Here is a 24,748-nt window from a genome sequence, read left to right on the forward strand (position 1 = left end):
TAGTACATTGCTTCAAACTCAGAAGAGGCTATTAAGTTCTCTTCTTTATGGGATTGTAGACTGGCATAAAAAGCAACTTGAATTGAGTTGGTTTTCTCAATCAATATATGAACTAAAGATTACAGTAGTAATCTTTAGTTCATATATTGATTGATCTCTCAGAAAATTATAGTGGGTACCGAAGAATGAAACACACAGTTAAAACAAAGACTTTTTATCTATTTCTCTTTTCATGTAATTAAAAAGTTTGTCTCCATTTTTAGGTGCATCCTGTGGATTTAGAATACCTTCGGTAACTAATCGTTCTCTTAATTTGCCTTGAGTGGTGATGTCATTAAATTTGGATTCTTTTTTCAACATTTCTATCAAAGATTTAAGATCTTGAATTTCTGGGTCATTAAACAATCGTATTAAATGCTCAATAAGCGAATTTTGTGGCATAGCCATTGTCTCATCAGCTGCTGATACCGGTAGCGATTCCTCATTTATCTGATGTTCTACAATTAAACTGATTTGCTCTTGTAGGTTTGGCCTTGATGAAGCTTGTGGCTTTGGATGTTCAGGTTGCTGTATTGGCATAGGGGGTTGCTGATCGACTGGTTGTGATTGAGTTGCTGTTACAACAGGTGGTGTTACTAATGGACTGCTCTGTACCTCAGAATGTGCGCTTAAATCAGTTGTTTCGGATATTGGCATTGTTTGTGGATTAGTGTCCAAATGCTTTTCTGATGGATGAGTGATGTTTGCTGATCCTGTGTGTTGAGTAATATTCGAAGCGTTTACGTCTTCTGTTTTTTCTGTAGGTGTGACGTCGGAGATCTGTGACATCTGAATGCTACGCTGAACTTCAGTCCAAGTTTTAGAAATTTCTTCATTAAGTTCATTTAATGTCGTTTCTAGAAATTCTTCATCAGCAATGCTTGGCAAAGCCTGTTCTAAATCGGATTGATGAGTCGTCTTAAAACATGGATAGGCTTTTGTTTTATAGTAATAAAGTGTATTAATAAATTCAGATGGCAATAACTTTCCAATGCTAAAAGCTACCAAATACGGTAAATCGTTATATTCTTTACATTCTGATTCTATATAAAAGAAATTAAGACTTAAAATGTCTTCCTTTAATGCACTTAAATTTAGTGGATAGTTATTTTTAATTAACATTTCATAGTGAAAGTAGAGAGATAATGCAAGCAGTGGTAAATGCTTAATTTGAGATTCTAGAAGCATGTATTCCGTTAAAATTTTTTCTCTCAAAATTTGCTTTGACAAGAATTTTGATGTGAGTTCATCTTTAGTCTGTTGCTCTTTTAAAGAGCTATAATATTCTCTTGAGCTACATAAGTTAGAGATTTCTTTATATTTTTCAATGAGGACAGGATCATTGACCTCAAGATTAAATAATAAACGGGTAAACATGCCAGCATAGGCTTTAGTGTTATCAAAACTTTCTAAAGAGAAAAGCTGCTTTTTAGCTTTTTCATCTTGTGCTTGTAGATGAGAAATTTCATATTTACTGGGGTTGAAATATTCATTTAAAGTTTTATTGTTTATTAAATCAAATAAAGACTCTTTAGAAATTTTATTTTCAAATATAAGTCCAGTAAATTTTAGTGCCTTTTCATGCTCTAAAATCTTTTTTTGATCTAAGCGATATGCTTCCCAAAATTTTTCTATCTCTAAATCTGTTGCTAAACTAACCTGTAGATTATTGGCACTATGCTTTAATGCGAATTTACCCCGTTCCGTTAATGCATAAAATTGTTGCACGGCTTCTAAATTAATATAGCTAGCCAAAGTGTGTTCAGACTGATAAGTAGAAGATGAATATGATTTAGATAGTTTAGCAAGGATATACTCATTATCATCTAAATGCGTAATATCGGCCGCAGTATTCATTAAATTAAAAAAACTATGTTTAGAGTTCTGACATGGTTGAATTCTAAAACTATGTATTTTTAATAAGCCTTGAGAGATCCAGTTATTCCATTCTTTAAAGCTAAGAACAATATATTGGCCATTGATCATTAAAAGAACTCCTCATCCTCATCATCTTGATTAGGCTGATATTTAATTTGAGTAATATTTGGAAGATTTTGAATTAGTTTATGGGGAATAGACGTGTGGTAACTCATAAATAGATTGCAACGACTTCGTGTGGTTGCAACAAAGAGCAAGCGTTTATCTAAATCTGGATTTTTTTCCAACACAAATGGTTTGACAATATCTTTATTACTATTTAATTGTGGAATAAAGACTTGCTCAAAATCTAGACCTTTTGAGCTATGATATGTCATAAGGTATACCATAGGCTTTGATGGCATCTCGTTAAAATTACCAAAGTCATTGCCTAAGTATCTGATGTTTATGTTATTGTCTCTTAAATAAGCATTTACTTGTCTATAATCATATCGGTCACTTTTACCTGTTTGATATGCAAACAATTCATCAGCATTTTTAGAACAAAAATGTTGGACGATCACTTGAATAAGCGAACTAATATCTTTGTGATGTGATAGCAATATACAACTAGGCTTGTCTGGTCTAGCTCTACTTAATGCTTCTTTCGCTGTCCAAATGAATTCTTGATTTTGATTTTCGAATTGGATCAGTCTAGCGGTTGTATTTGCCAAAGTATTTCCTGGTTTTCCACTAAGTAAATGATTATTCGGCAAAATGCTGAAAGCAATTTTAGCTAAAAACTCTGTAAGCCTATGAATAATCATTAATACGTGCTGGAATGGATTAACCGTTGAAATTATTTCTGTTTCTGTAGCCGATTGTTCATAAATAGATTGGGCACAATCACCAGCAATAATTAAATGGGTTGATAGTTTCTTTATTGTATTTAAATCTTCAGCAGAAATATCTTGAACTTCATCTAAAAATACAAAGTCACATCTCCAATTATTTTTTAAAAATTTGGTATGTGTAAGGAAGTGTACCCCTTCCACATTCTCTTCTTTAAAGGCACTAATTGCTAAATCCTTAAGAGCATGTGTATATGTTAAATAACAAAAAGAAGCATTAGGGTATTCAAGCTTAAGTTCTTGTGTTAGTGCGGCTAAAACTGTTGTTTTTCCTGTGCCAGCAGCCCCTCTAACCCAATGAACGTGATTTAAATTATTTTTAATTGATTGAATGTATTGGCGTTGCTCTTCACTCAAATTTTGCTTTTTAATCCACCAAGCCATAATTAACCCTCTTTCACGCCTAAATTTGGTTTTAGACTAGATACCAAATTTTCAGAGGAATATAACTCTTTATTCTCATGAATGATTCTTTTCTTCGTATCAGTTGCTGTAGATTTAAGCTGTTCATAACCGTCAAGTATCTCACATACTTCAATCAGATCATCACAATTTCGAATTGTTACATCATTATTGTATAGTTCATCTTGGAGTAATATGAGTGATTTTTCTAGTAGCAGGCTACCTTCAATATCACCACGGAGTTGGAGTATTTTTCCAAGTGACAATAATGCAGAAGTGTAGTTTGGATCATGTTCTAATGCTTTACGAAGATAGAGCTCCTCTTTCTCTCCATATGACTTGCAAGCAATATTAAATGCATTGACAGCATTTGGTGAGCGTTTGTAGGCAATTTCGGCCCATTCATTAGATTTTTGTGATTTACCGGCTCGAGCATAATTATAACAAATGTTAGTAGCGTGATTAGCATTACGATCTAAGCGTTCGATAGCGATGTAAAGATCTGCAGCTAGTTCATATGCTCCAGCTTCTGAACAGGCTGAGGCATACTCAACGGCAATATCTACGGGAGGGCGACCATTATAGTCTAAAAGTGCTTGATTAAACTTTTGCTTCGCTCGAAGCATACGTTCTTCCACTTTTGTTAAAGTATTATTGGCTAGAGGGTTTAGAATAGAGGTGTTTACTTTTATACCATCAATTACAGCTTCAACATTAAGAAGCTTTTCATGATTAATATTGGCGTAGACATCAACGATAGCTCCTTGCTTAAAATAATCATCTTCTATCTCTATAGTCAAAATGCCTAAAAGTTTACTTTTGCTGCCTACGCAAATAGGTAAATCGATAATGTTTTGATCATCACGAGTGACTATTAGTTGAGTATGGAAAGGCTGTGGGGTAGGAACCTCAGTTGATGCTGGTATGATTGTTTCCAAATGCTCATGAGAGGTGATGATATATATAGCTTCTGAAACAATAGGCCTAATAAAATCAATTCCTAGACCATGATAGCTAAATGAATGAATTGCAGCTCCGAGAGAAACATGAGCTCTTACATCCTTAGGTAAGATAGCTTCAACTTCATCTGAAAACTCATTCATGTAATTCATTACGCATGACTGCACTAATGGGTTAAGACAACTTCCTCCGATGAAAAGAACACCATCTATGTCTTCACGTTCTATATTCGCTTTAGATAATGCATCTTCAATCGGAGAGGCTAAATGCATTGGTGTGTGTATACCATCATACACCCCCACAAAATCATCCATAATGATTTTAAACTCATCAAGGCGTATAGACGGTTTAGTTAAATTTAATCTAGAGTCTCTAACTTTGATTCCTTCTAGAGAATGTAAAGTAAAAATTTCGCTAGAATATTGATCTAAGCTTCTAAATTGATTTATATTTTTTTGATCAAGCCATTTGCAAACAGCTATTTTTAATTGTTCTGCTGTCGCTTGCAAAACAGGGATGACAATTTCTGAAATATCTCTTGAATCTGGTTGGAAATGAGTATTTTCTCTTAAAAGTTGAGGCAATAGTATATTTTTGGCTATAGCTCGATCGATGTCATCGCCACCTAGAGCTGTAAATTTTGAAATTGCTAAATTTTTTGATGAAAATTTGTTGTTGCAAGCATCAACTTCAAGAACTGTCACATCACATGTTCCTGCACCAAAATCGTATACTAGTATGTTTGTTGATCTAGACTTGAGTTTTTCTAAAAAAGGATGTGTTGTATTATTTCTAGTACAATCATATACAAAGCTTAAAAATGCGGCATTAGGTTCATCAATTAAACAACATTGATTCTGAACAATCCCACATTCTTCCAAGCTATTAAATAGACTACGTCTTTGATTAGCTTCAAATGAGGCTGGTACGGAGAAAGCAAATTTGTAATTTTCCAAATTTGAATTTCCAGTTTCATTCTTAATACTTTCTAAAAGCTTACTAAAAAAAACTTGAGTAGCATCTTCTGCTGTCTCAATGATATAAGGCTGAGCCTTGCTCTCAGATAGAGCGGTCAATGGATAAGTGGGACCTATTGCTAACCCTAAGCGCATTTTAAATGATGAAAAGACATTGCGACTTTCAGTTAATAGCGATTTTAATCGATATGCATCTTGGCCCCAAATAAGAGTTTTATTTCGCCACGCAAGTACTGTATTCACTAGGTGATGCCGTATGGTCGCACCATATTCATCAGGTTGATTAAGAGTAAGTGTTTTTACTTTTTCAACGGAGTTCTCAGTAATGACTACCTGACTTACAACTGTTGTGGATGTGCCAAAATCAATACCAATATAGAGCTTATTGGGATATGAAGGAAGTTGGTTTTTTTCTGAATTTTGATTAATAAGCCAATTTGTATTGGAAGAATGTTCTATAGGCATTTTAATTAAGGTTTTTTGAAGGAGAATAAATCTATTATGTTGTTCTTATAGGTTTTATTCAATAGTAAGCTGAACCGTACCGGGTTTGTCGGAGACTTTTTTATTTAAGTTAGGCCACCTGACCTAACGGGTTAATCTTATCATAGTACATTGCTTCAAACTCAAAAGGCGATACATAACCCAGTGCACTGTGTACACGCTTTTTATTGAACCAATCTGGCTTTGTTGCATAAAAATTCTTCAAGATACTGATTTTTAAGAATTTGTTTAAATTTCAATCCAAAAATAAATTAAATAAAATCATAGTCTTATATATTTATGCAACAAAGCCGTTCTGCTGTGATCACAGCTGTACAGCCTGTCACATATTTTTAACAGCTGTTGTAGTTATGATTCCTTAAACATTATTTCTTTTTTGATTAAAAACCATTCTAATGGTTACCAGATTTTTTAATGTTATATTTTTTAATAAAATCATTTATAATACAATCATGTAATTCAATAAGGCCATCCTGGCTAGCTAAAAATGGTAGCCAAATATCATTATGATCTATAAAAAAATCTTTTTGTTCCTGAGTTAAAGAAGAATTTTTATTTTTTTTTATAAACTCTTCTTTAATTAAAAGAAATTCTTTTTGCTTTTCCTCAAACTGTTCCAAAAATATATCCATAGATTTGTACAGAGGTAAATTTTTAGTTTGTAACCAAAAGTTCATAAATTCATAGCGTTTTTTCATCAGAGACTGTTCGCTTTTTATCCTATTTTCAGCTACTTGAGCTTGAGCTTGAGCTTGTTCAGGCCATTTTTCTGTTTCTTGTCTTAATTCATGTATTTTATCTTTTAATTTTTTTAAAAAGTTCATATGCACTAGATCTGATATAATTGAAAATATATTTAGTATCTTATTATATTTATTTAATATAAAAAAGGCTTTGTTTCATAAACCTAGAATGGAAGTTGATGTGGTTCTAGGATTTTAGACCACGTCTATAAGTGATAATCTACTCCCCAATAAGCATGGGAAATGCTTGTTTTTGGAGTCAACCATGACACGAAGAAAACGTCGTAATCATTCAGCAGAGTTTAAAGTTAAAGTTGCTCTCGCAGCAATTAAAGGCGACCACACACTTGCTGAACTTTCTACTCAATTCGATTTACATCAAAACCAAATCATCGATTGGAAAAATCAACTGCTTGAGCAATCAGTCAATATTTTTTCACGACCAACAGCACAACAAGAACCAGAGATTGACATCAAAGCTCTACATGCCAAGATAGGACATCAGGCATTGCAAATTGATTTTTTAGAAGGTGCGCTCAGAAAAATAGGGCAGCTGAGCGGCAAAAAATGATCGATAAGACCCATCAACTTTCGGTAAGACAACAATCGCAATTGATTCAAATCAATCGCAGTACGTTGTATTACAAGCCCAAAGAGATTTCATCAACTGATTTGAGTTTGATGCGCCTGATCGATGAAATTCATCTCGACTACCCATTTATGGGCAGTCGAATGATACGAGATATGCTACAGCGTCAAGGGCATCAAATAGGTCGGCGTAAAGTCCGACGTTTAATGCGCTTGATGGGAATACATGCCTTGTATCCAAAACCCAATACCAGTAAGCCTAATCTTGCACACCGTATTTTCCCATATCTGTTGAAAAACATGGTCATCGATCACTCTAATCAAGTCTGGTGTACAGATATCACATACATTCCTATGGCTAAAGGCTTTGTCTATCTGTGTGCAATTATAGATTGGCATAGTCGTAAAGTACTGGCTCATCGAGTATCGATCAGTATGGAAACAGACTTTTGCATAGATGCGTTGCAAGAAGCAATTGTGAAATATGGTTGTCCTGAGGTGTTTAATACAGACCAAGGCAGTCAATTCACAAGCGAGGCATTTTTGAATGAGTTAAAATTGCGAAATATCCGTATCAGTATGGATGGGAAAGGACGGTGGAGAGATAATGTGATGATTGAGCGGTTATGGCGCAGCTTGAAGCATGGGGAAGTCTATTTGAAGGCTTACGATACGGTTAAACAAGCGAAACAATCAATTGCTGAATATTTGGATTTTTATAACACGATACGTCCTCATTCAAGTTTGAATAAGGCAACACCAAATGAATTTTATGATCAACATTTACTAAAAGTAATGGCAGCATAATTTAAATATTTAGAGCGGATTTATCACTTATAAAACTGAATTGAGTGGTCTAATTAACGGAACCACATTAGATCCCTCATGAAGATCGTGAATATTATATTTCACTGATCCACTCATGTATGAGCAGTGCGCTTTATAAAGCTTTTAACATCTTGGAACCAAAAGTCGATTTACAGATGTACTGTGAAACATCTTTAGATGAATATTATTCAGATGCATGGTTACGATGCTTTGACCAAGTTATTGTAAACACAGATAAACAAGTGACTGAGCAAGATGTTGAATTGCCATTTTAAAAAATAAGAGAATCTATAGAACACCATGAAAATTACTAGGGTCTGTTGACATTTACTGTATAATAAAATAGCGAGTAAGTAAAATTCAATCGCCAAACCAAATTCACTACTCGCTATGCCTCGTACAATGCTGAATGATCAACACTGGTCAAAGTTAGAAACTATTCTGCGTAATTTTGATATTTATCTCAAACGAAATCTTAGAAATTTTATTGAAGCTATTCTTTATCGAATCAGAACAGGCTGCCCATGGCGAGATTTACCACCAGATTTTGGTAATTCAAATTCGATATTCAAAAAATATAGTCGATGGTCTAAACATAATAAACTGATGAAAATATTTAAATTAATCAGTAAACATACAGATAAAGAGTGGATTTTTATTGATGGTTCTCATATCAGAGCACATCAACACTCTGCTGGGTTAAAAGATCAAGCTATATCAAAAAGCATTGGTGGGAATAGTTCAAAAATACATTTGGCCGTTGATTCTCATGGTAATCCAATTGAAATTATCATCACGAATGGAACAACACATGATGTTAAAGTTGCGCCTGAGTTAGTTGAAAAATTAGATTTGGAAGAAACTGAGGTCTTATGTGCAGATAAGGGTTATGATTCTGAACCACTACGAGAGCAAATAAGCGCGACGAATACAAAAGCCAATATTCCCCGAAAGTCAAATACGCAGTCCAACAATAATCATATGGACTGGAATCTATATAAAATTAGGCACTTAGTGGAAAATACTTTTGCAAGATTGAAGCAATTTAGAGGAATAGCAACTCGATATGACAAGCTAAAACGTAATTATGAAAATGCTGTTGCTTTAGCTTGCATATACATTTGGTTGCCATTATGAAATGTCAACAGACCCTAATATTTCGCTGAAAATCATTCGTGCATTTAAGCAAACTCAAGCCATTGAGTTTGCTTCTGTTACCTTACTTTTCAGCCTAAACAGGGTAGAGAGTCTATATCTAACTAGAATGTGTCTACACTATTGGAGACTATTAAGATTAAGTAAAAATAATTACTAAGTGAAGGTCTTATTACCTTTAAGTTAAAGGGGCAAGTTCGTAATGTCATGGAAAATTCTGTCACAAAATTTGGCACAAATTATAAAATCTAGAAGATTCTATTAGATCTTAATTATTTGATAAATAATGAATTAAACCTAGATAGAATCTATTAAAAAGTTATTTGCAGAGTTCGAATCTCACCGCTTCCGCCAGATATCTAAATAAGCCCTTGTTTTTACAAGGGCTTATTTTTTGTCTATGCTTTTGTCCCACATTGTAACCCGCTTTAAAATTCTGATTAAATCAATTGTAACTGGATGAAATTGGTAGCCTTTGGATAGTTGTTAAAAGTTACGAGTTGTTTATCGTACTTCAAAATAAGAAAGGCTCTATACTATGTTCAAATGGCGATTCAGCGTTTAATTGGTTTTGGGAAAAAAGCAGAGTTTAAGGAAATTCTGGCAATTTTAAGAAAGCAGAAGCCTGATAGGATAAGGGTTCTGTGAAATTTGTCGTGTACAGAGAAGTATTTTAATACTTTTTTGAATCCGTCAATGCCTAAGTCCTAAAACTGTCTAAACATAAAGCATTAAAAATAAGGCATTATAAAATAACTCTCTGCCAAGCATGGCGTTTTGTGGAGCCTATGCCTATAATACGCTTACTTGAAAAATCAGTAGACTGTGATTGGTATGTTATATTCATTGGCCCGCCCTTTGTTGTTTACTTTGGCACCAGAGCGTGCACATGAACTCACACTCTCCATGCTTGATAAAGCGCATAAACTTGGCTTTATGCACCAGAAAGTTGCTGCTAAACCCGTAAAATGTATGGGCATTGAATTTCCAAACCCCGTTGGTCTTGCCGCTGGTCTGGATAAAAATGGTGACCACATTGATGCATTGGCTGCCTTGGGTTTTGGCTTTATTGAGATTGGTACCATTACCCCACGCCCACAGGCAGGTAATCCCCAACCCCGTTTATTCCGTATTCCTGAAGCAAAGGCGATTATTAACCGCATGGGCTTTAATAATGACGGGGTGGAGCAACTGATTGAAAATGTAAAAGCTTCAAAATTCAAGGGTGTGCTAGGCATCAACATTGGTAAAAATGCCGATACGCCTGTTGAAGATGCTGTTTCAGATTATTTGATTTGTTTAGAAAAAGTTTATAATTACGCATCCTATATCACGGTCAATATTTCATCTCCAAACACCAAAAATTTGCGCAGTTTACAAAGTGGCGATGCACTTACAGAGTTGCTACAAACCTTGAAAGGTCGCCAACTGGAACTTGCGCAACAATATCAGCATTATGTTCCTTTGGTACTTAAGGTTGCGCCAGATTTAACACCTGAAGACATTAATTTTATTGCAGTGCAATTACTGAAGTTCAAGCTTGATGGCCTGATTGTCACCAACACCACACTTGGTCGTGATGGTGTGGAAAACCTGCCGAATGGCAATGAGGCGGGCGGTTTGTCGGGTGCGCCAGTATTTGAGAAAAGTACCGAATGTTTAAGCCAGTTTGCCGAAGTGCTGGATGGCCAGATTCCACTGATTGGGGTGGGTGGCATTCTATCGGGTGAGCAGGCTGTGGCAAAGCAACAGGCAGGCGCGAGCCTGGTTCAGGTTTATAGTGGGCTGATTTATGCTGGCCCAACATTGGTTAAAGACTGTATTAATGCGATGACAGGGTGAAATGAACACGCTTGATATCATTATTCTGATCATCTTGCTCATTGGAGGGCTGAACGGTTTGCGTCAAGGATTTATCAAAGCCTTTGCGAACTTGGTCGGATGGATATTCGCATTGATCGTGGGGGCCAAATACGCCGTTATATTGGCGCCTGCAATGAGCAGCCTAAGCCAAGACCCTGTCGTGCAAAAAATTGCAGCTTTCGCTTTTATCGTACTGATCATTGTGGTGTGTATCTGGATTGTTTCTGCATTGCTGAATGGCCTCTTGAAAAGCTTGAAACTGGGCCCATTAAATCGTTTAGCAGGTGGGGCATTTGGTTCCCTAAAAGGCCTGCTGATTGTTTTGGTCACCATGCAGGGCGTTGGTCCGTGGGTGGAAAGCTCACCACACTGGAAACAGTCCAAATTTGTACAAATCCTATTACCCTATGCACCTTTAGCAACAGAAATCTCTAAAGATGCTGCAAATCAAGCTTTACATCAAATGACATCTGAAGGTGCCTTGTTACAGCGCCCTTCAACCGAAATGGACGAGTCAGAACGTGCTGCGGTCGATCAGCGTTCTGATCATTCGACGAAAAATCCTTTTTATTAATTGGGGTTAAACCCCGTTCCTAGCTTGTCGCGAGGTTGCTATGTGTGGAGTTGTTGGGATAGCCGGTAAATCGCCAGTGAACCAAATGTTATTTGATGCTTTGACGATGTTGCAACATCGGGGACAGGATGCAGCGGGAATCGTCACTTGTCATCAAGGGCGTTTATTTCTCCGCAAGGATAATGGCATGGTGCGTGATGTATTCCATACTCGCCATATGCGTGCATTGCTAGGTAACTACGGGATTGGGCATGTTCGTTACCCAACCGCGGGTTCATCCAGCAGTGCGGAGGCACAGCCATTTTATGTGAACTCTCCATACGGTATTACCCTTGCACACAATGGTAACCTGACCAACGCCGAAGAAATTCATGAAGATCTGTTTAAGACAGATTTGCGTCACATGAATACCGACTCCGATTCGGAAGTTCTGTTGAATGTGTTTGCACATGAATTACAGAAAATTGGCACATTAAACCCGACACCAGCAAATATTTTCCATACTGTTTCCCGTGTACATGAACGCTGTAAGGGTGCTTATGGGGTTGTGGCAATGATTACAGGTCATGGTCTGGTGGGTTTCCGCGATCCAAATGGAATTCGTCCATTGATTTATGGTTCACGCGAAACGGAACAGGGCACTGAATATATTATTGCCTCTGAATCAGTTGCGATTACCGCGCTTGGCTTTAAGATTGAGCGTGATATTGCGCCAGGTGAAGCGATTTTCATTGACAGCAAAGGCCAGTTATTTTCAAAACAATGCGCAGTTGACCCTGAATATCGTCCTTGTATTTTTGAATACGTTTATTTTGCCCGTCCAGATGCCACAATTGATGGAATCTCGGTATATAAAGCGCGCTTGAAAATGGGTGAAAAATTAGCCCATAAAATCCTGAAAGAATGGGGTGAGCAACACGATATTGATGTGGTGATTCCAATTCCTGATACTAGCCGTACCTCTGCCTTGGAGTTGGCGAATATTCTGGGTGTGAAGTTCCGTGAAGGGTTTATGAAAAACCGTTATATCGGACGTACCTTTATTATGCCTGGTCAACATCAGCGTAAAAAATCAGTTCGTCAGAAACTGAATCCTGTGGAACTTGAGTTCAAGGACAAAAACGTTCTATTGGTGGATGATTCGATTGTACGCGGTACAACCTGTAATGAAATCATTCAGATGGCGCGTGATTCAGGGGCAAAAAAAGTATTCTTTGCCTCCGCCGCACCGATGGTAAAATATCCAAATGTGTATGGCATTGATATGCCAGCAAAGTCTGAACTGATTGCTTCTGAGCGTACCGTTGAGGAAATCCGCGAAATTATTGGTGCAGACCGTTTGATATTTCAAGACCTGGAAGATTTGAAAAATGCGGTTCGCACCAGCAAGGTGCCTGATCTGAGAGAGTTCGACTGCTCTGTTTTTGATGGCGTTTATGTGGCGGGTGGCATCGACAAGGAATACCTTGCTGAACTTGAGCAAAAACGTAACGACACAGCAAAAAAGAAAGCCGATGGCTATATTGATGTCAATATTGATGCCGCTTCAGTGGACTTAACAGGGATTAAGGAGGAGTAAGCATTTTAATCTCTAGAAAAGCGGGAATTTCCCGCTTTTTTATTTTATGATACTGGAGGCGCTGGAGCCTCTGACAGAAACAATGTAATAAGGAAAATTTACATTGAAAGAAATGAGCCATTATTTAATTGAAAATAAGAATATTGCATGGTCAGTCAGCTTTTGTCTGCTTGCCATGGCATTGACTCTCTTTATTCTCAATTTAATTTTGGGTTTGGTGGTACATTTCTTTGACTATACCCAGCCAGTTTGGTGGCATGTTTTAAGTCCTTATTTTATATGCCTATTATTCTTTATCCTGATTTGGTCTGTCAGTACTGAACTGTATGTACTGCGTGAGGGCGGACATTCCCTGGCAAAACAACTAAAAGCACGCCGCCTGGTGTTTGATGAAAGTACGCCTGAAGAAAGTACTGCTTTAAAAGTGGTGGAACAGGTTGCACGCAGCTTTGCGATTGAGACCCCCGCAGTGTATGTATTGCCTGATGAGGTGGGGGTAAATGCATTAACCGCTGGTTTCAGGTCGCAGGATATCGTGATTATCTTGACCTGGGGGGCATTGCAGAATTTGGATGAACTTGAGCTTTATGGTTTGTTGAGTTATGAGTTTAACCAGATTCTATCAGGTGAAGCAGTTGAGAATACCAAACTTAAAATTCTATATAGTGGTTTGACCACATTTAGCCAATGGGGAAGCAAGCTCGCACAGGCAGGTTACAATCCCTATGCAACCTCTTACCGTAATAAGTTTGAGACCATTTTTGTGGCGATTGGCGGGGTGATTTGGCTGATTGGAAGCTTGGGTATCTTGATCACCCGTTTAATCAAGTATCTCACCTTAAGTGGCCGAACCTTTCGCAATGACCTGAAAACCATGCGTTTGATGAATAACAACGCCAATATTCAAACACTTCTACGTATTTATGTGCATCATTCAGGTTCCCAAATTCACAGCGCATATTCTGAGTCAATTTCGCATATGTGCTTTGCCAACTCACTGAGTCCGCAAAGCTGGCTGAATATTCATCCAAGTATTAAAGATCGTATTTATGAGCTGAATCCAACCCTGTTACAGGATTTGCAACTGGAAAACCTGAGAAAGTTACGCAATCGCCCGCTATTCAGTTTGTTTCGTTCCCTTGAAGAGGAAATAACTGATATGTCGGTGCCTTGGAGTTCGCCTCAGCCATTGCCATTGTTGCGATTGTCACCGATTAGCTTTGCCTTGAATGATGCGATCAAGCCACTCAATCCCGAGATGCGGAAAAATAAAAAACGCCCAGAACTGATTCAGCGTGCCATGCAGACCGCGACGGGTTCAAGAGAAGTGATGGTGGCGATTTTGATGATCCGCCAGTACCGTGAGTTTATTCCACAGGATGCGGCGGTGAGTCATGCGATTGTGGATGCATTGTTAAATCTGGATGGGCGGATTCATGTGCAGATTTTCCATGATGCCTGCAAGAACATTGGTCATATGCCCACCAGTATTGCACGTCAGTTTCTCACCAAACTGGCCTGTATTATTCAGGCGGATGGTGAGGTTGGCTTACTGGATGCACTATTGCTGGAGCGGGTAAAATATGAGTTGAACCTGATGCCAGCACATTTGCCCACAGCGTTTGAGGATCTGAAATCGCAAATTGTGCATTTGATTGATGCATTGCTGCATGTACAGCAAATTAACAGTCCAAATCAGCTTGAGGTCCGTGAACGGATTTTGCAGGAGCTTCTTACGCAGGAAGAGTTGCAAACCTATGCTGATATTTCGGATGAACCACTGGATCTGGCTGAAATCCTGAATGATGTTTCAGGTTTGTTATTGCGTGATCGCCTCAATATTTTAGCAATTGCAGAACGCTGCCTATGGAGTGACCGAATCATTACTCAAGATGAACTGGATGTTTTAGAGCTACTGTATTGGCGTTTGGGCTTTGATACCCGTGAGGTGGTTGAGCAAATGCAGAAGAAAAATAGCTTGATGATTATTTAAGATAACTTCCCAAATTTTTATATCTAACAGCATGTTAGGCTAGAATTTCAAAAGCCCCCATATTTTTAAAAACGTTACGTGACAATCACATAAAAAATACCTATTTCAGGGTAAGCTTGCCGTTAATTTTTTTATTGAATTTTAGATGGGGGCTTTCGAGTAAGTTATGGAACACATTGAAATTTTAAAGGCGTTGTTTTTAGGGTTTATTGAGGGGCTGACAGAGTTCTTGCCCATTTCAAGTACAGGGCACCTGATTTTATTTGGTCATATGATTGACTTCCATTCAGACGATGGCCGTGTCTTTGAAGTCGTGATCCAACTTGGGGCAATTCTGGCAGTCTGCTGGTTATACCGCCAAAAAATTATTGATCTACTAAAAGGTTTTTTTAGTGGTGATTCAGAAGCACGACACTTTGCTTTTAGTGTTCTGATTGCATTTTTTCCTGCTGTCGTGATTGGTATTTTTGCGGTCGATTTTATTAAAAGCGTCCTATTTAGTCCACTTGTGGTGGCAGTTGCCTTGATTGTCGGTGGCCTCATCATTTTCTGGGTGGAATCAATCAAGTTTGAGCATAAGACCACAGAGGCAACCAAGATCACCTATAAACAGGCTTTTCTTGTGGGGTGCGCGCAGTGTGTGGCGATGATTCCAGGAACATCACGTTCAGGTGCCACTATTGTGGGAGGAATGTTTTCAGGCCTATCACGTAAAGCTGCGACGGAGTTTTCTTTCTTTCTGGCCATGCCAACCATGCTGGGTGCGGCAACCTTTGACCTTATTCGTAATGCCGATGTACTGACACAGGACAATATGCTGAATATTGCGGTGGGATTTGTTGCTGCCTTTATTGCTGCATTACTGGTGGTGAGTGCCTTGGTGAAATTTGTTGAGCGTCATACCTTACGTGTATTTGCTTGGTACCGTATTGTGCTTGGCGTGATTTTATTATTCATTTTCCTTTAAAATTGAAACCCGTCTCTTTTACAGAGATGTTAAAAGAGGCGGATTCGGGTAAAATTTCCATTCTTTATTTTTCCAATATTTCATATCTTAAAACTGGTTCTAGCATAAGATGACAATAGCTAAAATGAACGCCCGAGACTTGATTATTGATCTACTTTTAGGGCTACAAGGTCGAGAGATCTCAATTAAACAAATTATTATTGCTGCCAAGCTTTTTGAGATTAGTGAAAACAGTATCCGTGTTGCCGTAACCCGTCTATCGGGTGATGGCGTGATCGAGGCGATTGAGCGCGGTATCTATCAGTTCACGGTCCAGTCGCATGAATGGGCCAATGTGATGCTGAACCGTAAGAACGGGATTAAGCAGACCAAGAAATGGACACATCAATATCTTGCAGTTTTTACAGGTGAGCTGGGGCGAGTTGACCGTACTGCGCTGAACCGTCGTGAACGGGCATTAAAACGATTTGGCTTTAAGGAGTTGGAACAGGGGATTTATATTCGTCCCGACAATTTGGCGATTACATTTGATCATCTTTTTTCCGAGTTAAAGGCTTCAGGTTTGGAAATGACCGCCAAGATTTGCCAGATTAGTCATTTTGATGAAACGACTTTGGCAATCATTCCCAGCTTATGGTCAACACAAATACTCAACCAGAACTATGAGAAATATAGCCAAATGATTCAGAAATGGTTGGCTACGGTTGACCGAATCTCATTGGAGGATGCTGCGCGGGAATCGTTATTATTAGGTCGCCAGACAATTTCTCTGCTCATGAACGATCCTTTATTACCTGAGGATTTTGTTGATGTGCAGCTCAGGGAACAATTCGCCCTGAGCGTGCAACAACTGGATCAAACAGGTTTGGAACTGTGGCGCAAGTTTTATGAACTGAGTGTCGTGTAAATACCAATTACAAATATTACTAAAAATTTAATTTTAATTTATTGACAGAAATATTACTTAATTTAGAATAAAGTGAATAGTTATGTAGTTTTATAAAAATACAAAAATTGCAGGATAGGATATGAACACACGTACGGCTATTAGTGATTTGTTCACACGAGAAGAAATCACGGAATTGACTGCCAAATCGGATCTGCATGGTAGCTGGGCTGTTTTATCAACTTGGGCGGTGATTGGTGGAACCTTTGCCACTGTTGCTGGCTTTTGGGAATATTTGCCAAACTGGGGCAAGTTGCTCATATGTATTGTAGCCTTGGTTATTTTGGCTGGCCGTCAATTGGCGCTGGCTATCCTTACGCATGATGCTTCACATCAAAGTCTGTTTAAAACCAAATGGCTCAACGATACCTTAACCGACTGGCTATGTGCCCGTCCAGTCTGGAATGATCTGCATAAATACCGTAAGCATCATCTCCGTCATCACAGTAAAACATCAACGGTAGATGATCCAGATTTATCACTTGTTACAGGTTTTCCGACCTCTAAAAAATCAGTAATGCGTAAATTCATGCGTGATTTATCGGGCGTGACTGGTTTTAAATTCGCGATTGGGCGTGTGTTGATGGATGTTGAGAAAATGGAATGGACGGTTTCCAATGACCGTCGCTGGATTGCTCAAGAGGGACGGCACTGGTCTGATTATCCAAAGGCATTTATAAAAAATAGCGGTGGGGCCATTGCCACCAATACCGCTTTATTTTCGGCACTTTGGGCAGCAGGACATCCCAAACTCTATGCGCTTTGGGTGTTGGCCTATGTAACGCCGTTCCCACTGTTGCTACGTGTTCGTTCCATGGCGGAACATGCAGGAATGGAAACCGGCAATAGTGCCTTGACCAATACTCGCACGACTAAAGCAGGTTATATCGCAAGGACTTTAGTTGCGCCGATTCATGTCAACTATCATAAAGAACACCATTTGATGGCGGCAGTGCCTTATTTTAAGTTGCCAAGAATGCACCAGATATTACGTGAGCGTGGTCATGTTGCTGAACCACCCACTTATTGGCAAGTGTTGAATGAGCTTTCAGCAAAATCAGATTAAAAATTGATGATCCTTGTTTTTGTTCAGGAGAAGTAGGTTGCTTTCTGTTCCTTGAGTATAAACTGAAATGGATGATAGGTTGTAACATTATAGGTTTTGAGAGATATGGCAGCGAATAAACAGGAAATCATTGAGTTTCTGGCTCAGGAATTTTCACAGGCACTTAGAAAGAACACGATTGAACAGATTACCCCTAAAGGTGCGCAATTGTTGTATCGCGTGGATCAGGATGACCTGCGTCCTGGTCAGACTGTGTCTGGGCCAACCCTAATGCTGGTGGCAGACTTTGTCCTGTATGTGGCAATTATTGGACATTTGGGATTGATTAAAATGGCGGTCACCACCAACATGAATATCAATTTCTTTCGTAAGCCAGATGGAACACGGGATATCAGGGCAGTCTGTAAGTTGATTAAAGTTGGCAGAACCCTAGTGACAGGGGAAGTGTGGTTATATTCTGTAGGTGATGAGGAACCAGTGGCGCATGTGATTGGGACCTATGCGCTTCCGCAAAAATCATAAGTTTTTAAAAATGATAAAATGAAATGCTTAAAAATCATAACAACATTTAAGTATGCGAAATAGTAAGAACATGCTACAACTAATAGCGATCAAATTTATTTGTTCTTACTATTTTTTACTTCTATGACTATACCGCTCGACTTAACCCCTTTATCGCAACTTGAACTGAATCAAGAACATATTCTGGCGATTAAACGTAATGATTTATTGCCTTTAATCACTGATCCCCATCGTTTAAATCATTATGCAGATCATTTGGTGCAGGCGCAAAGTGTCCTGTTGAATGGTGTCGATCCGAAGCTAAACCAGCAGCTCAGTGAAGTGATTACCCAGATTGTTCAGCAACTGTCACGCTCAAAAAATTATGTGGGCGGGCGAAAATTTAATGCACTGCAAAAATGGCTGGGGATTGATGTTGAATATGATGCTGGACAGGTCAAATATGTCAAAGATCTGGATCGTTTAATCAGTGAGGCAAACCACTTAAGCCAAAAGCTACAGGTTGAGATTCAGAAATCGCAGTCACGTTTGCAGCAGGCTCTGGGTTTAAGGGAACAGATGGCGGCGTATATACAGGCTGCTGATGAGTTTTTAAAAGAATATCCCCAGTTTAGTAAACAGCAGCAGGTACTTGATCCCTTCGTTGAGCGTCTATCTAAAAAGATCAATACATTACAAACTTTACAGACCAGCAATGACATTGCAATGAAACAGATGCAGTTGTCACAGCATTTATCTTTTAGCCTTTTAGACCGTTTTAAAGAGGCGCAGCAGGTGTTGATTCCAGCGTGGCGTTATCATCTAGAGCAAAGCCGTGAGTCTAACTCATCAAAGACCATTGAGCAGTTGGACAAAAGCCGAGAAGATTTAATCCAAAATCTGAAAAAATCATTACAGAAATAAGAGGGGAATATCATGTCAGATTCAGAACTTATAAAATCATCCAGCGAACTTGCAATTAGGCAGGAGCAGCGTTTTGAACAACTTAACCTAAAAGAGTTAGGCTTGCAGCCACAGGACTTTGCCGAGGTTATGGATGCGCATAAAGAACTTGCAGACATCAGTACCACTGTGGTGGCCGAATACGGTAAAAACATTGCCAATAAAACATCAACCTATACAGATGAGTTGTTGGGTTTGGTTCAAAACAAAGACCTTGATACAACAGGCCAAAAGCTCAATGAAGTGGTTCAGGTCGCGCAGCAACTTAATACTTCCAGTATTTTAAACAAGTCAAAAAGCTCAGGCTTTTTTGGTGGTTTGTTTAGCAGGTTTAAGAATGCCAAGCAAAGTTTTGACCAGCATTTTAATACCACCAAAGAACAGATTGATGTGTTGGTGAAAGAGATTGAAAGCTCGCAATCAGGTCTTAAGGCACGGGTGGCGACACTCGACAAGATGTTTGATGCTGTTCAGGATGAATATAAACAACTTGGTGTTTATATTGCTGCGGGGCAGTTGAAACAGCAGGACATCCAGCAACAAATTTCAAGCTTAAGTACGCAAGAACAGGATCAGCAAACCACACAGCAGATTTATGACCTGAATCACCTGGCCAATAACCTTGAGAAAAGAGTCAGTGATTTACAGGTTCTACAGCAATCTGCGATGCAAACTTTGCCGATGATTCGGATTATCCAGTCAAATAACCTAATGTTGGTGGATAAGTTCTATGCGATTAAAAACATTACCTTGCCTGCATGGAAAAACCAGATTAGTTTGGCAATTTCATTGCAGGAGCAGAAGAATAGTGTACAACTGGCAAAGGCCATTGATGATACTACCAATGAATTACTGCGCCGTAATGCTGAACTATTGCATCAGAACTCAGTCGATACCGCTAAAGCGAATCAACGTTCAGTGATTGATGTGGAAACCCTTGAACATGTACAAAATACCCTCATTAAAACAGTAAACGACGTGATTCAAATCCAGAAAGAAGGGATGCAGAAACGTGCTGAAGCAACCACACGTTTGCGTGCATTACAGGATAGTTTGAATCATTTGGTTCTTGAAAATAGCGGGCAGAATCCCCCGAAAAAACTGAATGAGTAATCTTAAGAGGAAAGATCATTGTCGCCCATAGATGATTTGAGTGTACAGCCGATTGATCAGCGTTTAGATATTTTAAAGAAACGCCAACGTCATCTGATGATCTGGTTTTTTCTGACCAGCACATTCGGGGTTGTCATCATTGCATCCCTGTTTTTGCAAAAAGAGTTTATCTATCGTTTCTTTGATCTTTCCGTGCAGGTTCAGGCACTGGATTTGCCCTATCATGTGCAGGAACTCGTTCCCTTTAAACAGCCTGTTGATTATTTCTTTAATTTGCTGTCCTGGTTTGGCTGGCTGTTCCTTAAAATATTTGTCTCATTTATTGGCGCATTTTTACTAGTCAGTTGGATGAAGAAATTTAAGTTTTTTCAGCAACGTTTCCAAGCATGGACACAGCGTATTCTGGCATGGGTGATTTCGTTTATCTTGCTTTGGTCTGGTCTGAGTTACATCCAATACGACTGGAAAGATGAAACCAAGCAGGCTTATCAGCAATGGATGAGCTATGAGAACAATATCGTTGAAAGCCAGATTGCGCAGGACCTAAAGCAGGCAAACATTTCATCGACTGAAAAAGCCTATGTGTTGGCACAAGTGGCTTTATTACATCAGCCTGTTGATCGTAAAACTGCCAATGTCTATGTGAATCAATTGATTTTCGATGAGAAGAATAACCCAGTTCAGTTTAAAGAATATGATTTTAAACCTGAGCAGTTATGGGTCATGCAGCAGCAACTTTATGGCAAAAGCATCACCGCTTTGACACAACCACTGGATTTACGTGCGCAACAGGCAGAGCGTGTTTCACAAATCGTAAATGTGGTTCTGTGGGGGATGATCTTCTTGGTTGCCGCTTTAAGTGCAATTCTATATATCCTCGCCAAGCACCTAAAAAATCGCCGCGTTCGAATTACACAAAAGCTTGATGATTTATAGATTCGCTTTATAACAAGATTTTAAGTTGAATCTACTTAACGTCTATCTAGAATAATGCTGATTTAATTAAAGGTAAAGACAATAAAAGTTCGATAGCAACCCTTATTGAACGAAATACACGGCTCTGTATCTTGGCAACATTACCTGATGCAAAGGCAGAATCAGTGCGCAAGGCTTTAACTGAAGCTCTGAAATATTTACCTGCAGAACTGCGTAAAACGTTGACCTATGGCCGTGGACGTGAGATGGCAGAACATAAAATACTCGAAGAAGATTTAGGCATAGATGTATATTTCTGTGACCCACATTCACCCTGGCAAAAAGGCACATGCGAAAATATGAATGGTTTAATTAGGCAATATTTACCTAAAGGGATTGATTTAAATCAGGCAGATCAGCATTATTTAAATCAAGTTGCCATGTCACTGAATACTCGTCCTAGAAAAGCGTTAGATTGGCTCACACCATTAGGAAATTTGCTCAGTTTGTTGATTATCATAAGGCTTTTAAAACTGTCTCACCTTATGTTTGAATTCGCCATCTATAGAAGAGAAAACTATAAATCACATGCAGTTGATATTATGAGGCAATGATGACAAGACATTATGATTATATTGCGATTGGTGGTGGAAGTGGTGGGATAGCATCTGTTAATCGTGCCGCCATATATGGGAAGACATGTGCCTTAATTGAAAAGGGTGAGATTGGCGGAACCTGTGTCAATGCAGGTTGTGTCCCTAAAAAGGTGATGTGGTACGCGGCCCAAGTTGCGGAAACCATTCACAAATATGGCCCAGACTATGGTTTTGATAGCAGGTTGGATTCATTTGACTGGCAAAAGTTAGTCCGCAATCGACAGGCTTATATAGAACGAATTCACCACTCCTATCAAAATAGCCTAAGTAATAATCAAGTGGATCTCATTCATGGAACTGCAACTTTTATTGATTCACATACTATTGAGGTGAATGATGAGCAATTAACCGCAGATCACATTCTGATTGCCACTGGAACGCAGCCATCGTTACCCAAGATAGAGGGGGCAGAATATGGTATCGATTCGAATGGTTTCTTTGAATTATCGGACTTACCTAAGACAGTCGCTGTGGTTGGTTCTGGTTATATTGCCGTTGAGTTGGCTGGCGTATTGAATGCTTTAGGCTCTCAGGTTGGGCTGTTTATCCGTAAGGATTTGCCTGTACGTCGTTTTGAGCAGTTCATCAGTGAAACTTTAGTTGAGGCGATGCAAACGGATGGTATCAAGGTACATACGCAGGCTACGCCTAAAAAGGTGACAAAGAAGGCTGATGGTTCGGTGATGTTGCATTTGGAAAATGGTGAAAGTCATACAGTAGATTGTTTAATCTGGGCAACAGGACGAGAGCCGAACACTGCAAGTTTGAATCTGGATAAGGCAAATGTTCAGCTTGATGAACGAGGTTATATTCAAGTTGATCAATTTCAGAATACATCACAGGTAGGAATCTATGCAGTGGGTGATATTACGGGCAAAATGGAATTAACACCTGTGGCTGTGGCGGCAGGCCGAAAACTGTCTGAGCGATTGTTTAATCATAAACTTGATGAATATTTGGATTATGACAATATTCCGACCGTGGTGTTTAGCCATCCACCGATTGGAACAGTTGGAATGACTGAAGCACAGGCGATTGAAAAATATGGCAGGCAAGCTGTAAAAGTATATCAATCAACATTTACGGCAATGTTTAGTGCGGTTACACAACATAGACAGCTTACTAAAATGAAACTGGTTTGTGTGGGAGAACAGGAAAAAATTGTCGGTATTCATGGAATTGGTTTTGGTATGGATGAAATATTACAAGGCTTTGCAGTCGCATTGAAAATGGGCGCAACCAAGAAAGATTTTGATAATACCGTTGCCATTCATCCAACTTCTGCGGAAGAGTTTGTGACGATGCGTTAAGTGATTCGATTTTTTTAGTTTAATTTACGATGTTATCTTAAATTAAACTGGATTTAAATAAAGTTAAAAGGTAAAGCGAGTAAGTTTTCGGCAAGCCATAGCTTTTGTGGATATTGATTAATGATTGTGCCATGGGCAATGGTGAGTTCATTGTGAGGTAAATGATTACGCAAAATATCAAATGCCTGTGCCATACGTTTATTAGGATTGGCAGTCATCTTGATTTCTATGGGATATAAGGTTTGGTCATATTCAATCAGTAAATCAATTTCCTTTTGATTGGTATCTCGGTAAAAGTAAATAGGTGGTTCTTTTCCTTGATTATAGAAAGATTTAATAATTTCGCTCATCACAAAGCTTTCAAAAAATTGCCCATTTTTTGCCCCTTGTTGAATGGTTTCAGGGGTTAACCACTTGGTTAGCCATGCCATCAACCCAGTATCTAACATATAGATTTTTGGAGTCTTAATGGCACGTTTAAGATGATTATTGCTATAGGGCTGTAGTAAATAAACAATCCCTGAGGTTTGTAAAATGGTTACCCAACGTTTTACCGTATCGACTGAAATCCCGACATCTTGAGCCACACTGCTATAGTTAAGCAACTCACCACTTCGTGCAGCAATGGCAACCATGAACCGCGTGAAATCAGTAATATTATTGATATGGGTCAGTTGACGTACATCTCGTTCAATGTAGGTGGAAACGTAAGATGCATAATAAATGTCCCAATCTGTTTCCTGTTCATACAGCCGTGGCAAGTAACCTTGATGAATGGTTTTCCATACATCAACTTGCTGTAAATGAGGTTCACGTTGTTGGATATAGTCTAAACTTGGAATAAAAGGCTGATCAAATCGGATGTTTTGAATTTCCCGTAATGATAAACCTGATAATTTTAAAATTGCAATCCGTCCTGCCAAGGATTCACTGACGTTATGCATCAGTTCAAATGCTTGTGAACCAGAGAGTAGAAACATACCATTCTGTTTCTGTTTATCGATTGCGAGTTTTAATAGAGAGAATAATTCAGGGGCATATTGCACTTCATCCAAAATCACATTATTTGGATAATTGAGTAAAAATAGATTAGGTTCTTGCTTGGCTTGATCGAGTAATAAGGGATCATCGAAACTGACATAATGATACTCATGTGCTGTATGCTGCAAAAGTGTAGATTTCCCCACTTGTCTTGGACCAGTAATCAATACAGCAGGGAATTGCCGCATGAGTTTGGTAAGCGTATTTTGTAAATGACGGGGGATATACATAGGAAATCTAGTTTAATTTACGATTAGACCTAATATTAAACTAGATTTTAACGTGTGTCTTCGCTTT

General features: G+C 38.6%; 20 protein-coding genes and 2 pseudogenes. 17 read left to right on the top strand and 5 right to left on the bottom strand.

Annotated features, from left to right (window positions below; genetic code table 11):
• Positions 1-198: 198 nt before the first annotated feature.
• The 4 genes from F967_RS06730 to F967_RS06750 all read right to left on the bottom strand — a co-directional run bounded on the left by F967_RS06730 (position 199) and on the right by F967_RS06750 (position 6,474).
• Complete coding sequence (locus F967_RS06730) at positions 199-2,025, bottom strand: hypothetical protein (RefSeq protein ID WP_004799001.1); 1,827 nt, start codon at positions 2,023-2,025, stop codon at positions 199-201.
• Positions 2,025-3,191 (bottom strand): 3'-5' exonuclease, encoded by a 1,167-nt coding sequence (locus F967_RS06735; RefSeq protein WP_004799002.1) that lies wholly within the window; start codon positions 3,189-3,191, stop codon positions 2,025-2,027. The genes F967_RS06730 and F967_RS06735 overlap by 1 nt, the downstream gene beginning before the upstream one ends.
• Before the next feature lie 2 nt (positions 3,192-3,193).
• Entirely contained in the window at positions 3,194-5,611 is a 2,418-nt protein-coding gene (locus F967_RS06740; RefSeq protein ID WP_004799005.1) for an Hsp70 family protein, read from the bottom strand.
• A gap of 431 nt (positions 5,612-6,042) precedes the next feature.
• Positions 6,043-6,474, bottom strand: a complete 432-nt coding sequence (locus F967_RS06750; protein WP_004799009.1) for a hypothetical protein — start codon at positions 6,472-6,474, stop codon at positions 6,043-6,045.
• 184 nt (positions 6,475-6,658) lie between these two features.
• Between F967_RS06750 and F967_RS13715 the strand changes: the two genes are divergently transcribed.
• From F967_RS13715 to gorA, 17 genes and pseudogenes are all read left to right on the top strand, one after another.
• A protein-coding gene (locus F967_RS13715; protein ID WP_155756404.1) for an IS3 family transposase occupies positions 6,659-7,788 on the top strand; the annotation gives its coding sequence in 2 pieces (ribosomal slippage) (positions 6,659-6,911 and positions 6,911-7,788; 1,131 coding nt in all).
• 119 nt (positions 7,789-7,907) lie between these two features.
• Complete coding sequence (locus F967_RS14160; protein ID WP_004799014.1) at positions 7,908-8,084, top strand: hypothetical protein; 177 nt, start codon at positions 7,908-7,910, stop codon at positions 8,082-8,084.
• 115 nt (positions 8,085-8,199) lie between these two features.
• Positions 8,200-8,946, top strand: coding sequence for an IS5 family transposase (locus F967_RS06765; RefSeq protein WP_004799015.1), 747 nt, complete (start codon positions 8,200-8,202; stop codon positions 8,944-8,946).
• A gap of 546 nt (positions 8,947-9,492) precedes the next feature.
• Positions 9,493-9,612 (top strand): annotated as a pseudogene (locus tag F967_RS14165) (IS4 family transposase); the annotation flags it as partial.
• Positions 9,613-9,798: 186 nt separating this feature from the next.
• Positions 9,799-10,806: a quinone-dependent dihydroorotate dehydrogenase gene (locus tag F967_RS06770; protein WP_004760017.1), complete on the top strand. Its 1,008-nt coding sequence runs from the start codon at positions 9,799-9,801 to the stop codon at positions 10,804-10,806.
• Position 10,807: 1 nt separating this feature from the next.
• Entirely contained in the window at positions 10,808-11,401 is a 594-nt protein-coding gene (locus tag F967_RS06775; protein ID WP_004680820.1) for a CvpA family protein, read from the top strand.
• A gap of 40 nt (positions 11,402-11,441) precedes the next feature.
• The gene (gene purF / locus F967_RS06780) at positions 11,442-12,980 is read left to right on the top strand and encodes an amidophosphoribosyltransferase (RefSeq protein WP_004760020.1); all 1,539 of its coding nucleotides are present in this window, start codon (positions 11,442-11,444) and stop codon (positions 12,978-12,980) included.
• A gap of 103 nt (positions 12,981-13,083) precedes the next feature.
• Positions 13,084-14,973 (top strand): M48 family metalloprotease, encoded by a 1,890-nt coding sequence (locus F967_RS06785; RefSeq protein ID WP_171063073.1) that lies wholly within the window; start codon positions 13,084-13,086, stop codon positions 14,971-14,973.
• Positions 14,974-15,139: 166 nt separating this feature from the next.
• Entirely contained in the window at positions 15,140-15,940 is an 801-nt protein-coding gene (locus F967_RS06790) for an undecaprenyl-diphosphate phosphatase (RefSeq protein WP_004799019.1), read from the top strand.
• Between the two features lie 109 nt (positions 15,941-16,049).
• Entirely contained in the window at positions 16,050-16,847 is a 798-nt protein-coding gene (locus F967_RS06795; protein WP_004799021.1) for a hypothetical protein, read from the top strand.
• A gap of 121 nt (positions 16,848-16,968) precedes the next feature.
• Positions 16,969-17,952: a fatty acid desaturase family protein gene (locus tag F967_RS06800; protein WP_004799022.1), complete on the top strand. Its 984-nt coding sequence runs from the start codon at positions 16,969-16,971 to the stop codon at positions 17,950-17,952.
• Positions 17,953-18,057: 105 nt separating this feature from the next.
• A complete protein-coding gene (locus F967_RS06805; protein WP_004769308.1) occupies positions 18,058-18,474 on the top strand; it encodes a PaaI family thioesterase in 417 nt (138 codons plus the stop codon).
• Positions 18,475-18,597: 123 nt separating this feature from the next.
• Positions 18,598-19,377, top strand: coding sequence for a hypothetical protein (locus F967_RS06810; protein WP_004799024.1), 780 nt, complete (start codon positions 18,598-18,600; stop codon positions 19,375-19,377).
• A gap of 12 nt (positions 19,378-19,389) precedes the next feature.
• Positions 19,390-20,529 carry a toxic anion resistance protein gene (locus tag F967_RS06815; protein WP_004799026.1) on the top strand — a complete coding sequence of 380 codons (1,140 nt, stop codon included), beginning with the start codon at positions 19,390-19,392 and terminating at the stop codon, positions 20,527-20,529.
• Positions 20,530-20,547: 18 nt separating this feature from the next.
• On the top strand, positions 20,548-21,465 hold the full coding sequence (locus tag F967_RS06820) for a hypothetical protein (RefSeq protein WP_004799027.1): 918 nt from the start codon (positions 20,548-20,550) through the stop codon (positions 21,463-21,465).
• 56 nt (positions 21,466-21,521) lie between these two features.
• Positions 21,522-21,997: pseudogene (locus F967_RS13330) on the top strand (IS30 family transposase); the annotation flags it as partial.
• Between the two features lie 60 nt (positions 21,998-22,057).
• Complete coding sequence (gorA, locus tag F967_RS06830) at positions 22,058-23,410, top strand: glutathione-disulfide reductase (RefSeq protein WP_004677477.1); 1,353 nt, start codon at positions 22,058-22,060, stop codon at positions 23,408-23,410.
• 53 nt (positions 23,411-23,463) lie between these two features.
• Here the strand turns inward: gorA and F967_RS06835 are convergent, their stop codons facing one another.
• Positions 23,464-24,681: an ATP-binding protein gene (locus F967_RS06835; RefSeq protein WP_004677476.1), complete on the bottom strand. Its 1,218-nt coding sequence runs from the start codon at positions 24,679-24,681 to the stop codon at positions 23,464-23,466.
• Positions 24,682-24,748 lie beyond the last annotated feature (67 nt).

This window comes from Acinetobacter sp. CIP 102637 (genome assembly GCF_000368425.1).
Lineage (GTDB): Bacteria > Pseudomonadota > Gammaproteobacteria > Pseudomonadales > Moraxellaceae > Acinetobacter > Acinetobacter parvus.